The following is a 15,562-nucleotide window of genomic DNA, read 5'->3' on the forward strand; positions in this document are numbered from 1 at the left end:
AGGAGTCAGAATTCAGGAGTCAGAATTCAGGAGTCAGAATTCAGGAGTCAGAATTCAGGAGTCAGAATTCAGGAGTCAGAATTCAGGAGTCAGAAGTCAGAATCAATCAGTGGCGGGTCTGAATCCCCCACTGATTGAAGACTATAAGCTGTTGCGTATTTAATTTGTATATTGGACGCGCTCATGTTGCCCGCACTACAATATTTTTGGGTTTTCGTGTTATGCAATTTAGCTGCACATCAACTTAGGACTTACGCATTGACAGACATAACCAAATGTGCATCACCTCTCGTTACAAGGCAGAGCCTTGTAATGCTCTTGTGGGAGGGCTGCTGCCTCCCAATTTGACAGGAGGCAGCAGCCCTCCCAGTGATCACATTCCCAGGCTCTGCCTGGGAACGAGGCAGGGCAAGACTTTTATCTTAATAAGCTTGATATCCACATAATGCTCAATTTGTAAAGTGCGTAAGTCCTGGACCACTAAATCGAAGATTTAGTGGTCTTCAATCCCCTGATTCATCCGCTTTTTCGTTTAAAATTCATTCTGAATTCTGGCTCCTGACCCCTGAATTCTGTTTCGATAAAATGGTATTCTTCAAAAAAAGATGCGATGATTCAATGGATACACCCTTATTTAAATTTTGGCAACTACAATCAGGTTTATATTTTTGTTAACATTTCCAAATAATTTCGGTTAAGTATCTTTCAAGACAAAAATGTGTCAATAAAAGTAATCAAATGTAGTTAAGAATACAAATCGTTAGTCTTAGGAAGAAAAAGAAGTGTTGAAGAAAGTTGTGATGATTGGGGCTATCACCCTACTGTTTTTGGGAGTACCACTGATGGGCAATGCTTTCGCCCAAACACCAGTCGCTGCTGTGCCGACTGCTGATACTGGAGATACGGCATTTATGCTGATTTCAGCAGCACTGGTACTACTAATGACACCAGGATTAGCGTTTTTCTATGGTGGATTTGTGCGATCGCGCAACGTCCTAAACACATTGATGATGAGCTTTGTGTTGATGGCGATTGTGGGAGTTAGCTGGATTCTGTGGGGCTATAGTCTTTCCTTTGCGCCAGGTTTACCGTTTGTCGGTGGATTGCAATGGTTCGGGTTGAATGGTGTCGGTTTAGAAGTAACCGATTATCTCAAAGGCTCAAATCCGGCGGAAGTCGTCTCCTATGCCGGAACGATACCTCATCAGGCATTCATGATTTACCAAGCCATGTTTGCCATTATCACCCCAGCCTTAATTTCTGGAGCGATCGCAGAGCGGATGAGTTTTCGCGCCTATTCGCTGTTTGTCCTACTGTGGTCAACCTTTGTTTACGCTCCCCTGGCTCACATGGTATGGGCGAAAGGTGGATTTTTAGGTTTGTATGGTGGTTTGGGTGCCCTCGACTTTGCCGGTGGCACAGTAGTTCACATTAGTTCTGGCGTTTCCGCCCTAGTAGCTGCGATCGTTATTGGGCCTCGGAAAACCCATCCCGATCGTCTTAGCCCGCCACACAACGTTCCGTTTATTTTGTTGGGTGCTGCCTTGCTGTGGTTTGGTTGGTTCGGTTTTAACGCTGGAAGTGCCTTATCTGTTGCTGGTGGAACTTCTGGTGATTTAGTCACAAATGTGGCAACAACAGCCTTTGTTGCCACCAATACGGCGGCGGCGGCGGCGGCTTTAATGTGGCTAATTTTGGAAGCAAGTTTACGGGGTAAACCAACCGCAGTGGGAGCAGCTACCGGAGCCGTTGCTGGCTTGGTGGGCATCACACCCGCCGCCGGATTTGTCACACCGCTCTCAGCGATTTTAATTGGTTTCATCACCGCCTTTGTTTGCTTCTACGCGATCAGTTTCAAGCACAAGCTAGAAATTGACGATGCTTTAGATACCTTTCCCGTGCATGGGGTTGGTGGTACAGTCGGTGCGATTTTAACAGCCATCTTTGCTACCACTCAAGTCAACGGAGGAGGTAAAGACGGAGTACTACGTGGTAATTTTGGTGAATTGGGAGTTGAACTAGTAGCAATTGCCGTTGCCTATGCGATCGCAGGTGTTGGTACGTGGATTATTCTCAAGATTATCGATGCGACAGTCGGGCTGCGAGTCAAAGAAGAAGCTGAATTACAAGGTTTGGATATCAACGAACACGGTGAAGAAGGTTATAACTCCGAGTTTGGCGATCGTCCTACTCAGTAAAGGGTGGGGAGTAGGGAGTGGGGAGTAGGGAGTTAGGAGTTAGGAGTTAAGAGTTAGGAGTTAAGAGTTAGGAGTTAAGATAATTATCCTCATCTCCCTGATCTCCCTGATCTCCCTCATCCCCCTCATCCCCCACTCCCCACTCCCTACTCCCCACTCCCCAATTTAAGATTGTGTTATTTACGATCGCTAGCGTTAAAATTTGATTCAAATAATTGGTAAATTTGGCTAGTCGTGTCTACTTCATTTAAAACCTTTCCGATCTGGGCATTTTTGTCGCTGTTAACCAACGGCATCCTCATGTTGGCGGTGATTCTGCTAATTTGGCAACAGCAGAGATTGTCCGCTTTTTTTGGGATAATAACATCCCCGGAGCAAATCAACCTGAACAGCGATCGCCAAATTGCTACTCCTGATTTGGGTCGCCGTCACCAACTCACTTACCAAGAGTGGGTAGATATCCTCAAGCAAGAAGCTAAGGTCGCCTCTGACCAACGTCCTCCACATTTAACTATACTGGCGGGAGATTCTCTGAGTTTGTGGTTTCCGCCTGAGTTATTACCCGAAGGTAAAAATTGGCTCAATCAAGGAATTTCTGGCGAAACCAGCAATGGACTTTTGAAAAGATTGAATATATTTGACCGCACCCAGCCAGAGGTGATTTTTGTGATGATTGGCATTAATGACCTAATTAGGGGCATGAGCGACAGGGTAATTTTAGATCATCAACGGCAAATTATCAGTTACCTACGAAAAATGCATCCCACAGCACAAATTGTTGTCCAATCGATTTTGCCACATGGAGCAGAAGAAGCAACTTGGAAAGGACGAGAAAAACTGTTGATTGTTGCCAATAGTCGCATTCGTGAGTTGAATCAGCAACTGCAAAGCATATCTACCAAAAAAGGTGTCAAATATCTCGATTTATATCCCCTGTTTACCAACAAGCAAGGTAATCTCCGCCGGGAATTTACTACTGATGGCTTACACTTAAGTCCTGAAGGCTATATAGTTTGGCGTTCTGCATTGCAGATTTATAGCGACATCGAATTAAAATCCCAACGTTAATCTTATAAATCGCGTCTGGGTGCGAGAAAATAAAAAATAGTGGTTTAAGTAGACAAATCTAATGGATACAAAAGCTTTTAAGCGCAGCCTCCAACATTCAGAAAATTACAATCGCAAAGGCTTTGGTCATCAAGCAGAAGTTGCTACCCAGTTGCAATCTGAGTATCAGAGTAACTTGATTCAGGAAATCCGCGATCGCAATTACACTCTACAACGCGGTGATGTCACAATCCGACTAGCACAAGCCTTTGGCTTTTGCTGGGGTGTAGAACGGGCTGTGGCCATGGCCTACGAAACCCGTCAGCACTTCCCCACAGAACACATCTGGATTACTAACGAGATTATTCACAACCCTTCTGTAAATCAGCGAATGCAGGAGATGGAAGTAGAATTCATCCCCATTGAAGCAAATCAAAAAGACTTTTCTGTTGTTGGAACTGGTGATGTAGTCATATTACCCGCTTTTGGGGCTAGCGTTCAAGAAATGCAGATACTTCACGATAAAGGCTGCAAAATTGTTGATACAACTTGTCCTTGGGTATCTAAAGTTTGGAACACAGTAGAAAAGCACAAAAAAGTCGATTACACTTCCATTATTCACGGTAAATATAAGCATGAAGAAACAGTTGCTACTAGTTCTTTTGCTGGCAAGTATTTAATAGTGTTGAATTTGCCAGAAGCAGAATATGTTGCTGACTATATTCTCAATGGTGGAAATCGTGAAGAGTTTCTAACAAAATTTGCTAAAGCTTGTTCAGCAGGATTCGACCCCGATCAAGATTTGGAAAGAGTTGGCATTGCAAATCAAACTACGATGCTTAAAGGCGAAACTGAGCAAATTGGTAAGCTTTTTGAGCGGACTATGTTGCAGAAGTATAACCCTACCGAGTTAAATCAGCATTTCCAAAGCTTCAACACTATCTGTGATGCTACCCAAGAACGGCAAGATGCCATGCTGGAGTTAGTGCAACATAATTTAGATTTGATGGTAGTAATTGGTGGGTTTAATTCATCGAATACTACTCAATTGCAACAAATTGCTTTTGAGCGGGGAATTCCTTCTTATCATATTGATACTGTTGAACGCCTGAAATCAGGATATTCCATTGAACATCGGCAATTAAATGGGCAGTTAATAACTACAGAAAACTGGTTGCCAGATGGAGAAATTGTTGTAGGAATTACTTCTGGTGCTTCCACGCCAGATAAGGTGGTAGAAGATGTGATTGAGAAAATTTTTGCTGTGAAAGCAACAGCAACACTGGTTTAAAAAACCTCACCTCCAACCCCTCTTTAGCAACACTGAGGGGTGTTAATTGCTCATCTATTTATTGATAATTTTTAGATCAACTAAAACAAATGGCTGTTTATGAGCAAACACTATAAACTTTATTCTACCAAAGTTGACGGAATAATTCATAATTATTAATTAGCGTCAAGTTTTAATTAGTAATTAATAATTTATAATTAGGAATACGAGAATATCGATGAGGTCAGGTATTGGCTTTACCAGTGCTATATTTAAAGACAATACCACTTCGTAATACCCTGAGGGAAGCCGCACTTCCCGCGTCTACATAATTAAGAAAGTTATATTTGAATGGCTGCAAGAGATGTTTTTCATGATGCTGTTAGAAAAGGGCTAGAGAAAGAAGGTTGGGTGATTACAGATGATCCTCTAGAGATTGAAGTCGGTGGAGTTGAAATGTACATTGATTTGGGTGCAGAGGCAATATTAGCAGCTGAGAGAGCAGGAGATAAAATAGCGGTTGAGATTAAGAGTTTTCTTGGTGCATCAAATATTTACGAATTTCATACAGCATTGGGTCAATGTTTCAACTATAAAATTGCTTTAGAGATTCAAGAACCAGAACGAGTTTTATATTTAGCTGTTCCTTTCGGAACTTATAGCAGCTTCTTCGCATTGCAATTTATTCAAATTGTTATTCAGCGCTCTCAACTAAAGCTAATCGTTTACGATCCTGTGAATGAGGTGATTGTAGAATGGAAAAATTAGAGCAATATCGAGGTTATATTCAACAATCACTGGCAGAATATGCTAGTCGAAGTTCGTCAAAGAGTGAAATAGAAAAACAAGTTATTTTTGATACTATTCACGATCACTATCAATTAGTATATGTAGGCTGGAAGAATCGACGACGGCAATATGGCTGTGTTTTGCATCTTGATATCAAAGATGGGAAGATTTGGATACAATATGATGGAACTGAGATTGGCATTGCTAATGAGTTAGTAAAGTTAGGAGTGCCAAAGGAAGATATTGTTTTGGCATTTAATGAACCATTGGTAAGGCAATATACGGGATTTGCTGTGGGTTAATCTAATTTATTAATAATTCTGGTGCTACCAATCCTTTTTGGATAGCTAAAACTGCGGCTTGAGTGCGATCGCGTACTTCTAGTTTCTGCAAAATAGCATGGACATGAACCCGCACTGTACCAGGGGCAATGTAGAGAATTTCAGCAATTTCTTGATTACTTTTGCCAGTTGCTACCAATGCCAAAATTTCTTGCTCCCGCTTCGTTAAGGGATTTTCTAAGGATTCCTCTTTTGTAGGTAGCATCGCCAGAGAATTGACATCAAAAGCCGCCCTAATTTCTGTTGTTGCTGTTTGATCCCACCAGGAAGCCCCGGCTGCAACCGATCGCACCGCCAATATTAGAGACTCAGCTGGAATACCTTTGAGACAGTAACCTTGCGCCCCGATCGCAATTAACCGTGAAATCAAGGGTTTTTCCGAACGAGACGTTAAAACGAGAATTGGTAAATTTGGGTGCTTCTGCTTGATTTGGCGACAAGCCTCAATCCCGCCAATTCCCGGTAAACCTATATCCAGCAAGACCAAATCCAGGGGATAGCGATTTGCTAATTCTACAGCTTGTTCCCCATCTTCTGCCTCTGCGACAATCTCCAAACTACTTTCTTGTTGCAACCTCATCCGCAGACCAAGCCGAAATAATTCATCATCTTCAACAAGTAAGATTTTTGTCATTTGTAATTGGGCATTGGGCATTTGTCATTTGTCATTTGTCATTTGTCATTTGTCATTTGTCATTTGTCATTTGTCATTGGGAAAGAGAAAGCAGAAGGCAAGAGTTCTTCAATTTTGAATTTTGAATTTTGAATTTTGAATTGATTTCTCAACTCCCCGGTGGTGGATAAGCTGGGAGTCGGAAACCAAACAGTGCGCCTCGTGGTGAGCGATTTTCTGCCCAAATTGTACCCCCATGAGCTACTATAATTTGTCTGGTCAAATAAAGCCCCAATCCAGATCCTGAGACGTGGCGATCGCTATGTCCTTGATAAAACCTTTCAAATAAGTGGGGTAACTCTTCTTCGGTAATACCGGAACCAGTATCGAGTATTTTTACTACTTGATCGCTAGAATAACCTTCAAGTACTACTTCTACTTTACCGCCACGGGGGGTATGATTAATGCCATTGCTGAGGAGATTGGTGAAGACTCGCCCAAGTTGCAAAGAATCGCCATTTACCCAGAGAAAGCTCCGAAAATCGGATTCGCCATAGTGCAGAGAAATATAAACCTGACGTGTTCTCGCTAGTTCAGTCAGGGTAGCAATGATTTCCTCCGCCACTGTCACCAAGTTAACAGGTGATATCTGTAGTTTCAGCCCTTCGGTATCATTGCGGTACACATCTAAAAGAGTTTGGACTAATTGCAGTGTACTCCGATGACTACGAGCCATTGTTTGGAGGACTTTTGCTTGCATTGGCGTGATTTCACCAAATTGCTCATTTTGAAAATATTTCAGTGTTTCAATTGCTCCCAATAGGGGTGTTTTCAAATCATGCGTTAGGGTAGAAACAAAATCTTCACGCATGATCGCTAGTTGTTCTTGAGAGCGTAATTGTGCTTGCGTATAAGCGATCGCTTCTTCATTGCGGTGGTTGCGATCGCTTAACCAACCCGTTACCACCAACGCCAATACTGCAATCAACCGATTTGCCAACGTGGGAGGATTAATCATTTCTCCTCCAGGGACAAACAAATTCAACAATGTTAATCCTGTAGCTGCAAAAGTGATCCCCAAAACGGCTCGCCGATTCAATCGAGAATCTGCTAACAAAATCGTTCCTGTATACAGGTAGCCAAATACGTACTCAGGGGGTGTCATATATTCTAGCACTATCACGATACTAAAGGCGATCGCGATTAGCCCATATGTCTCCCCACGCTGACTTATAGCTTCTTTTATAGTCAATAATCGAGTTAACATTGTCATTTATGATTTACTAAAAAATCCTTATACTACAATCTTTACAACTATTTAATTCACCAATTATGATCTATCTGTAATCTATATATCAAAATCAAATACTTCAACAGTTAATCTGTTATTTCTAAAAATTGGCTTACTAGCACTTAAATTTAATTGAGCGCAAAATATATGGGACAAGGTTTTTTGCAAATTGGCTTAACTCTGTGTATCGTCATCGCAATCACTCCACTATTCGGAAAATACATAGCGCGTGTCTTTTTGGGAGAAAGAACGCTACTTGATTTTTTAATGAACCCCATAGAGCGAAGTATGTTCGTAGTAGCGGGTGTTCGGAGAAAAGATGATATGACGGGTTCGCAGTATATCCGGGCTGTACTGTATAGCAACTTCCTGATGGGCATTTCAGTATATTTCCTAATCTATTATCAGAAACTCTTACCCTGGAATCCTAACGGCTTCGGTGCTACTGCATGGGATGTATTGCTGCACACAACCATTTCATTTGTGACGAATACCGACCAGCAACACTATGCTGGTGAGACAACCTTAAGTTATTTTAGCCAGGTAGCAGCTTTAGGCTTTTTGATGTTTACCTCCGCAGCCACTGGTTTAGCCGTGGGAATTGCCTTTATTCGCGGGTTGACGGGTAGAAGACTGGGCAACTTTTACGTCGATCTCGTGCGTGGGATTACGCGAATATTGCTGCCGATTTCGATTATTGGTGCGATCGCCTTGCTTGTATCAGGTGTACCACAAACATTAGCTGGGACTATGGATGTGAGAACCTTAGACGGTGGAACGCAATATCTTGCCAGAGGCCCAGTGGCATCATTTGAAATGATCAAACTTTTGGGCGATAACGGCGGTGGCTTTTTTGACGTCAATTCAGCCCATCCCTTTGAAAATCCCAATGGCGCTTCTAACTTGATAGAAATGATCGCGATGATTTCTATACCAGCAGCCTTGATTTACACTTATGGTATATTTGCCAACAACATCAAACAAGCTTGGCTACTTTTTTGGATGGTGTTTGTGATTTTTGTCGTTCTGGTGGGAGTGACAGCCGTGGGAGAACTGCAAGGAAATCCCCTAGTTAATAACACCTTTGGATTAGAACAGCCCAATTTAGAGGGGAAAGAAGTTCGATTTGGCTGGGCGCAGACGGCATTTTGGGCAGTGATGACTACGGCTACGATGTCTGGGGCTGTGAATGGGATGCACGATTCTTTGATGCCGCAAGGAATATTTTCGACTCTCTTCAACTTGTTTATGCGGGTGATCTGGGGTGGACAGGGAACTGGAACAGCTTACTTATTTATTTACTTAATTATCACAGTGTTCCTAACTGGACTAATGGCAGGACGCACCCCAGAGTTTTTAGGACGCAAAATTGAAAAGCGGGAAATCGTCCTCGCTGGCGTGGTGCTGTTGATTCACCCAATTCTAATTTTAATTCCCAGTGCGATCGCCTTAGCTTATCCCATCTCCCTATCTGGAATTAGCAACGCTGGCTATCACGGCATTTCTCAAGTAGTTTATGAATATGCCTCAGCAGCAGCAAATAATGGCTCCGGCTTAGAGGGGTTGAGGGATAACACCCTATGGTGGAACTTGAGTACTTTAGTTAGCTTAATTGGAGGACGCTACATTCCGATAATTGCCATCCTGCTGTTCGCTGATGGGATGTCTCGCAAACAACAAGTACAAGAAACCCCAAGTACGCTGAGAACAGATTCTCTGGTATTTACTGGTATCACCGCCGGAGTGACACTGGTTTTAGGAGTGTTGACTTTCTTCCCCGTTCTCGCTTTAGGCCCCATAGCTGAGGGTTTGAAACTAGCATCTGGCGGTTAGAAAAGTTATGAGTTATGAGTTATGAGTTATGAGTTATGAGTTATGAGTTATGAGTTATGAGTTTGGAATTAGGGACTTCCAAGAAATAAATTATCCATCTTGTGGGGTGGGCATCCTGCCCGCCCTGAATATAGGACGGGTGAGGACACCCATCCCACAAGAAAATTTGGGATGTTTTTTTATTTGTCAGTCCCTTAACAAAATACTAAAAAATCAGGACTTACGCACTCAAAACCTGAAACCTAGATCCCCCCTAACCCACGCCAGTCGCTCCACTTGGGGAGACCCCAAGACCGCGCTGGCTCCCCTTAAAAAGGGGGGAACCTTAAAAGCCCCCTTTTTAAGGGGGTTGGGGGATCTCTTGTGCGTAAGTCCTAAAAATAAATTATCCGGTTTCGTAGGGTCTGTTAGCGATCGCCTAACGCACCTTCATCACATGGTGCGTTATTAACGCACCCTACAGATTAGGGACTGACAAATAAAAAAATATCCAATTATTTATTGTGGGGTGGGCAACATGAGCGCCCAGTAACCAAAGGCGCTCATGTTGCCCACGCCACAAGATTGAATAATTTATTTCTTGGAAATCCCTTGGATCTTTTTTTTATTGGAAGTTTGTCATAACTCCTAACTCCAGCCCTGTCAAGGTGATATGTAGCTTAAATTTCATATTCGTTCAAACAAAATCTTCACTTGTTCTTTTAGAATTTTGAAAATTCCGAGTTCAAAGGTGCAACTTCCAAGTTCAAAGGTGCAACTTCCGAGTTCAAAGGCTCAACTTCCGAGTTCAAAGGCTCAACTTCCGAGTTCAAAGGCTCAACTTCCGAGTTCAAAGGTGCAACTTCCGAGTTCAAAGGCTCAACTTCCGAGTTCAAAGGCTCAACTTCCGAGTTCAAAGGCTCAACTTCCGAGTTCAAAGGCTCAACTTCCGAGTTCAAAGGCTCAACTTCCGAGTTCTGAGCTAGTAATGAATACAAGACTCACCTTGACAGCCCTACTTCTCACTCCTAACTCCTAACTTACGCCATGTGCGACTTTCTCTCAAACCTAACCCCCAACCCCAACCCTTGTAGCGTTGGGGAGCAAAAATCAAAGCCTCTCGACCCTTCGGGGAGAGGAATGGAAGCGGGGTTCCAAGAATAAGTCGCACATCGCGTTAACTTCTCACTCCTAACTTTATTTATAAATCAAGTGGCAACTAACTTCAAAGCTAGACGCCCAAATTCTCGTTCTGGCGATCGCCGCCAAGCACGTAAAAAGGCCAGGGCAAGTCATAAGTGGCTGTACTTCAGGGCAATTAAAGATGCTTTTGTCAAGCTAAACCCTAAGCATATAATCAAAAACCCCGTGATGTTTATAGTTTGGCTAGCGACAATCATCACCCTATTGCTCACAATTGATCCCGATCTATTTGGCCCAGCCCTGCAAAAGAACCCGCAACTTTTCAACGGCTTATTGTCGGGGATTTTATTCTTGACAGTTTGGTTTGCCAATTTTGCCGAAGCACTGGCAGAAGGGCGGGGGAAAGCCCAAGCTAATGCCTTACGATTAACAAAATCAGAGGCGATCGCTAAAAAACTTGCTGCCGATGGCACAATTAGTGAAGTTTCATCCACCAGCCTCCAACAGGGCGATACCATCTACGTCGTTGCTGGCGATATCATCCCCGCCGATGGCGAAGTAATCATGGGTATTGCCTCAGTAGATGAATCGGCAATTACTGGAGAATCTGCACCAGTATTAAAAGAATCAGGTTCCGACGTTGCTAGTTCCGTCACAGGTGGGACGCGGATTATCTCATCTGAACTAATTATCCGGATCACATCCGATCCAGGCAAAGGTTTCATTGACCGGATGATTGGCTCCTTAGAAGGGGCAGAACGCAGCAAAACACCCAATGAAATTACCCTAACAGTATTGCTGACAGTTCTGAGCTTAATGTTTTTGTTTGTTGTGGTAACTCTGCCTGCACTTGCCTACTATGTCAACAGTCCAGTCAGCATCCCAATTTTGATTGCCCTGTTAGTGGCATTAATTCCTACAACCATTGGCGGCTTACTAAGTACCATCGGCATTGGTGGAATAGATCGAGTTGCTCAATTTAACGTCATTGCCAGTTCAGGACGAGCAGTTGAAACCTGTGGTGATGTCAACACTTTAGTTATCGATAAAACAGGTACAATTACCCTCGGCAACCGTTTGGCGGAAAAGTTTATTCCGATCAACGGTCATTCAATGTCGGAAATTGCGTATGTTGCCTGGGCAGCTAGTGTTTTTGATAATACACCAGAAGGTAAATCCATTGTCCGACTGGCAGAAATGTTAGTAGCACGGCTTGATTTTGATTCCAGTCAGGCAGAAGCAGTCGATTTTTCCGCCACAACACGCATGAGTGGCACTAACTTGCCCGGTGGATATGAGGCCAGAAAGGGAGCAGTCGGAGCCATTAAAGGATTTGTCGGTTCCCACAACGGACGCGATACCCCAGAATTGGATGCTGCCTACGAACACGTTTCTCGCCTGGGAGGTACACCCCTTGCAGTCAGCCTAGATAACGAAATCTATGGGATTGTTTATCTTAAAGATATTGTGAAACCTGGTATCCGCGATCGCTTTGAGCAACTCCGACGGATGGGAGTGCGTAGCATCATGGTGACTGGAGACAACCGAATTACAACTTCTGTGATTGCCAAAGAAGTTGGGGTGGATGAATTCATTGCCGAAGCCACACCAGAAGACAAAATCAACGTCATTAAAGGCCAACAAGCAGCAGGCAAACTGGTTGCCATGACGGGAGATGGAACTAACGATGCTCCAGCATTAGCCCAAGCTAACGTCGGCGTAGCGATGAATACAGGGACGCAAGCTGCAAAAGAAGCCGCCAACATGGTTGATTTGGACTCCGATCCCACAAAGCTGATCGATATCATTAGCATCGGCAAACAATTGTTAATTACTCGCGGGGCATTGACGACATTTTCCATCGCTAATGATATTGCGAAATACTTTGCAATTATCCCAGTGATATTTGTCGCTGTTAACCTGCAAAAGCTAAATATTATGAATTTGACTAGCCCTAAGTCTGCTGTACTATCGGCGCTGATTTATAATGCTTTAATTATTCCCGCTTTGATTCCCTTGGCATTGAAAGGTGTGCGGTTTAGACCCCTGACAGCTAATCAGCTAGTCGAACGCAATATCTTAATTTATGGCTTAGGTGGTGCGATCGCGCCGTTTATCGCCATTAAGTTGATCGATATACTAATTACATTTGTGGGCTTGGCTTAAGGAGCCTGGGAAACGAGATTTAGCAGGAGTCTTAAACCCACTTATAGCGGTTATCGGCCAAGAACCCCACCCCCAACCCCCTCCCCGCTCTTCGAGAGGGGGCTAAGATGTACCTGATGTGATTAGGAAACGGTATATCATTCGCCCTTCTCCTGTCAAAGACGCTACGCGAAGCTTGTTTCCCCGTAGGGGTACGGATGAGGCTACGTGCAATTGCTATGGCTACGTTAAGGGCAGTCGGACTCCAATTTATTCTGACTCCTGACTCCTGAATTCTGTTTAGATAAAAAAGTGAAGTACCCCAACTTGCTTCGCTGAAGCTTCCAATCTCAGAAAAACAATGACGGTTTTATTCGTCTTCGGAGTTTCCCGTCTCATCCGCCGTTGCCACGTTAGGAACTTCCGAAGAAGTCGAGAACTAAATCTCGTGATGGTCTTACACAGCGTCCACAGGCAGCCGCCCATCTACCACAGGCAGTTTGATTTTTGTTTCGTACAACACCGCTTGGATTCACGACAATAGTCAACCAGCTAACAGTGTTCTTTATCCAGTCTCTGATGTTTCTACGGCAAGTATCTTACTACTACTTTGATGTTAGCCCTTATGTTCCATACAGTTGGCGGGTCATCGACCATTTATATCATAACATAGACGTATCCATCATAGCGATACATTATGAAAGAAAGATCCATCAGAGTTAGGTTATCGCAGAAACGGAACGACAAACTTAAGGCTTATGCACAAAGCAAAGAAAAAACAGTTACGCAGTTGGTTGAGGATTGGATCGACAGGCTGCCTAGTCCCAAAATTGACGACTTCTCAACCAACTCCGAGCCTAATTAGCCTAACGGCTAATATTGGTCGGAGTTAGTTTCGTCGCCGTCCGCTCCCTATCCCCACCCGTGACTTCGAGTTGAGGGTGGGGACTTCCGCAACACGTTAAAAATAAAATATTAGCAGCAATTGGAAAATCTTTATGGCTATGATTCGAGAAACCATCAGAGCAATTTTCATAACTCTGATGCTTTGGTTGTTGACTGCAATTATCTATCCTCTGATTATCCTGGTAGTGGGTCAAGTTTTTCTGCCATATCAAGCTAACGGCAGCATCATGCGGAATCTAAATAATGAACCAATTGGTTCGGCTTTGATTGGGCAGGTGTTCACATCTGAGCGATATTTTCATCCTCGTCCCAGTACTGTTAGATATAGCCAAGGAAAAAGAGCCAAGCCAACTGGCATATCTGGAGCCAGCAATCTCGCTGCTAGTAATCCAGAGCTACTAAAGCGGATTCTAGAACAGGCAAATCAATTGCGAGACGAAAATCTTCAACCGATCGCTGATATAGTTTATACTTCTGGCTCCGGTTTAGATCCGCATATTTCCTTCAAAGCAGCACGGCAGCAATTGACGCGGGTTGCTGGTGCGCGTGGAGTCAAAGAAGATGAGATCCTACCTTTAATTAATAAGTATACTGATGACAGATTTTTATGGATTTTTGGCGAACCAGGAGTCAATGTTCTCCGATTAAATTATGCTCTTGACTTGCAAGATATTAATCGTCAGCAAAATCAATAAATTGGTATTGGGCATTGGGCATTGGGCATTGGGCATTGGGCATGGGGCATGGGGCATGGGGCATTGGGCATGGGGCATGGGTAAAGCCCTGTTTTCCTTTCCGATAAAATAGGATTGCTATAGAAACCAAGAATAAAATGTCAGATAAGAGTAATACTAGTTCGGCTGGCACTGCACCTTTAAATTCTGCAAGTTACTCGTTTTATCCGGCACGACGGCGGGGGAAACATAAAATCTTTATTGGTATGGCTCCTGGAGTAGGCAAAACCTACCGGATGCTGGAAGAGGCTCATTCACTCAAACATGAAGGGATTCATGTTCTCGTTGGGCTTTTGGAAACCCACGGGCGCAAGGAAACAGCTGAGAAGGCACAGGGATTGGAGATTTTACCCCGCAAGCAATATCTTCGGGGTGAGTTGACGCTAACGGATATGGATACAGATGCTATTTTAAAGCGATCGCCCCAATTAGTTTTAATCGATGAACTTGCCCATACTAATGTCCCTGGTTCACCACGCGAAAAACGCTACGAAGATGTAGAAGTAGTTTTGGCAGCAGGTATTGATGTCTATTCCACAATGAATGTGCAACATTTGGAAAGTCTCAATGACTTAGTAGCCCGAATTACAAGTGTGGTAGTCCGTGAGCGGGTTCCTGACAGGATTCTGGATGAAGCAGATGAAATAGTACTAGTAGATGTCACACCGGAAACACTCCAAGAACGATTATTAGAAGGGAAGATTTACGCACCCGAAAAAATCCAACAATCCCTCGATAATTTTTTCCACCGTCGTAACCTGATTGCTTTGCGGGAGTTGGCTTTGCGCGAAGTCGCAGACAACGTAGAAGAAAATGCGATCGCCACTATCCCCAACGGCCAATCCTGTAATATTCACGAGCGGGTTTTAGTGTGCATATCCACTTATCCCAACTCAGTGCAGCTGTTACGCCGGGCTGCGAGGCTGGCTAACTATATGAATGCTCCACTTTATACCTTGTTCGTTGCCAATCCAGAACGCTTCCTCACCAAGGAGGAAAGCCTACATATTGACACTTGTGAGAAACTTTGTAAAGAATTTGAAGGTACTTTTCTTCGTATTACGAATAGTAACGTCGCCAATGCGATCGCCCAAGTCGCTGAGAAATATCGGATCACTCAAATTGTAATTGGTGAAAGTCAGCGATCGCGCTGGCAAATGTTCCTCAAAGGATCTTTGACGCAAAAATTAGTCCGTTTGCTCAAAAATATCGATTTGCATATCATTTCCAGCGAAAAAAGGGTTTCACCCAAATAGAAAATCGGCGTGAATCC

13 protein-coding genes are annotated in these 15,562 nt (G+C 43.6%); 9 read left to right on the forward strand and 4 right to left on the reverse strand.

Features of this window, described 5'->3' with window-relative positions; translation table 11 throughout:
- Window positions 1-800: 800 nt before the first annotated feature.
- Complete coding sequence (locus tag V7K27_RS22575) at window positions 801-2,198, forward strand: ammonium transporter (RefSeq protein WP_442947640.1); 1,398 nt, start codon at window positions 801-803, stop codon at window positions 2,196-2,198.
- A gap of 67 nt (window positions 2,199-2,265) precedes the next feature.
- Here V7K27_RS22575 and V7K27_RS22580 read toward each other — a convergent pair whose 3' ends face one another.
- Window positions 2,266-2,409, reverse strand: a complete 144-nt coding sequence (locus V7K27_RS22580; RefSeq protein WP_334950311.1) for a hypothetical protein — start codon at window positions 2,407-2,409, stop codon at window positions 2,266-2,268.
- Between the two features lie 23 nt (window positions 2,410-2,432).
- Between V7K27_RS22580 and V7K27_RS22585 the strand changes: the two genes are divergently transcribed.
- From V7K27_RS22585 to V7K27_RS22600, 4 genes are all read left to right on the forward strand, one after another.
- A complete protein-coding gene (locus V7K27_RS22585; protein ID WP_334950312.1) occupies window positions 2,433-3,266 on the forward strand; it encodes an SGNH/GDSL hydrolase family protein in 834 nt (277 codons plus the stop codon).
- A gap of 61 nt (window positions 3,267-3,327) precedes the next feature.
- Window positions 3,328-4,536 carry a 4-hydroxy-3-methylbut-2-enyl diphosphate reductase gene (locus V7K27_RS22590; RefSeq protein ID WP_334950313.1) on the forward strand — a complete coding sequence of 403 codons (1,209 nt, stop codon included), beginning with the start codon at window positions 3,328-3,330 and terminating at the stop codon, window positions 4,534-4,536.
- Window positions 4,537-4,866: 330 nt separating this feature from the next.
- Complete coding sequence (locus tag V7K27_RS22595; RefSeq protein ID WP_334950314.1) at window positions 4,867-5,283, forward strand: XisH family protein; 417 nt, start codon at window positions 4,867-4,869, stop codon at window positions 5,281-5,283.
- A complete protein-coding gene (locus tag V7K27_RS22600; protein ID WP_334738668.1) occupies window positions 5,271-5,606 on the forward strand; it encodes a XisI protein in 336 nt (111 codons plus the stop codon). Before V7K27_RS22595 ends, V7K27_RS22600 begins: the two co-directional genes overlap by 13 nt.
- Before the next feature lies 1 nt (window position 5,607).
- Here V7K27_RS22600 and V7K27_RS22605 read toward each other — a convergent pair whose 3' ends face one another.
- Both V7K27_RS22605 and V7K27_RS22610 read right to left on the reverse strand, forming a co-directional pair.
- Window positions 5,608-6,279 (reverse strand): response regulator transcription factor, encoded by a 672-nt coding sequence (locus tag V7K27_RS22605; protein WP_334950333.1) that lies wholly within the window; start codon window positions 6,277-6,279, stop codon window positions 5,608-5,610.
- Between the two features lie 148 nt (window positions 6,280-6,427).
- Complete coding sequence (locus tag V7K27_RS22610; RefSeq protein WP_334950315.1) at window positions 6,428-7,525, reverse strand: sensor histidine kinase; 1,098 nt, start codon at window positions 7,523-7,525, stop codon at window positions 6,428-6,430.
- A gap of 171 nt (window positions 7,526-7,696) precedes the next feature.
- Between V7K27_RS22610 and kdpA the strand changes: the two genes are divergently transcribed.
- On the forward strand, window positions 7,697-9,382 hold the full coding sequence (gene kdpA, locus V7K27_RS22615) for a potassium-transporting ATPase subunit KdpA (RefSeq protein WP_334950316.1): 1,686 nt from the start codon (window positions 7,697-7,699) through the stop codon (window positions 9,380-9,382).
- Window positions 9,383-10,083: 701 nt separating this feature from the next.
- Here kdpA and V7K27_RS22620 read toward each other — a convergent pair.
- A complete protein-coding gene (locus tag V7K27_RS22620; RefSeq protein ID WP_334950317.1) occupies window positions 10,084-10,359 on the reverse strand; it encodes a hypothetical protein in 276 nt (91 codons plus the stop codon).
- 205 nt (window positions 10,360-10,564) lie between these two features.
- Between V7K27_RS22620 and kdpB the strand changes: the two genes are divergently transcribed.
- From kdpB to V7K27_RS22635, 3 genes are all read left to right on the forward strand, one after another.
- On the forward strand, window positions 10,565-12,670 hold the full coding sequence (gene kdpB / locus V7K27_RS22625; RefSeq protein WP_334950334.1) for a potassium-transporting ATPase subunit KdpB: 2,106 nt from the start codon (window positions 10,565-10,567) through the stop codon (window positions 12,668-12,670).
- Between the two features lie 977 nt (window positions 12,671-13,647).
- Window positions 13,648-14,250 carry a K(+)-transporting ATPase subunit C gene (kdpC, locus tag V7K27_RS22630; RefSeq protein ID WP_334950318.1) on the forward strand — a complete coding sequence of 201 codons (603 nt, stop codon included), beginning with the start codon at window positions 13,648-13,650 and terminating at the stop codon, window positions 14,248-14,250.
- A 137-nt stretch (window positions 14,251-14,387) separates the two neighbouring features.
- A complete protein-coding gene (locus V7K27_RS22635; RefSeq protein ID WP_334950319.1) occupies window positions 14,388-15,545 on the forward strand; it encodes a universal stress protein in 1,158 nt (385 codons plus the stop codon).
- Window positions 15,546-15,562: the final 17 nt, after the last annotated feature.

The organism is Nostoc sp. (assembly GCF_036919575.1).
In the GTDB taxonomy this organism is placed as follows: domain Bacteria; phylum Cyanobacteriota; class Cyanobacteriia; order Cyanobacteriales; family Nostocaceae; genus Nostoc.

Bases quoted from the DNA above. Each gene is read 5' to 3' on its own strand.
- V7K27_RS22575 (WP_442947640.1), top strand. From the start codon at position 801: ATGATTGGGGCTATCACCCTACTGTTTTTGGGAGTACCACTGATGGGC.
- V7K27_RS22605 (WP_334950333.1), bottom strand. From the start codon at position 6,279: ATGACAAAAATCTTACTTGTTGAAGATGATGAATTATTTCGGCTTGGT.
- V7K27_RS22600 (WP_334738668.1), top strand. From the start codon at position 5,271: ATGGAAAAATTAGAGCAATATCGAGGTTATATTCAACAATCACTGGCA.
- V7K27_RS22635 (WP_334950319.1), top strand. From the start codon at position 14,388: ATGTCAGATAAGAGTAATACTAGTTCGGCTGGCACTGCACCTTTAAAT.
- V7K27_RS22590 (WP_334950313.1), top strand. From the start codon at position 3,328: ATGGATACAAAAGCTTTTAAGCGCAGCCTCCAACATTCAGAAAATTAC.
- V7K27_RS22610 (WP_334950315.1), bottom strand. From the start codon at position 7,525: ATGTTAACTCGATTATTGACTATAAAAGAAGCTATAAGTCAGCGTGGG.
- V7K27_RS22595 (WP_334950314.1), top strand. From the start codon at position 4,867: ATGGCTGCAAGAGATGTTTTTCATGATGCTGTTAGAAAAGGGCTAGAG.
- kdpC (WP_334950318.1), top strand. From the start codon at position 13,648: ATGGCTATGATTCGAGAAACCATCAGAGCAATTTTCATAACTCTGATG.
- kdpA (WP_334950316.1), top strand. From the start codon at position 7,697: ATGGGACAAGGTTTTTTGCAAATTGGCTTAACTCTGTGTATCGTCATC.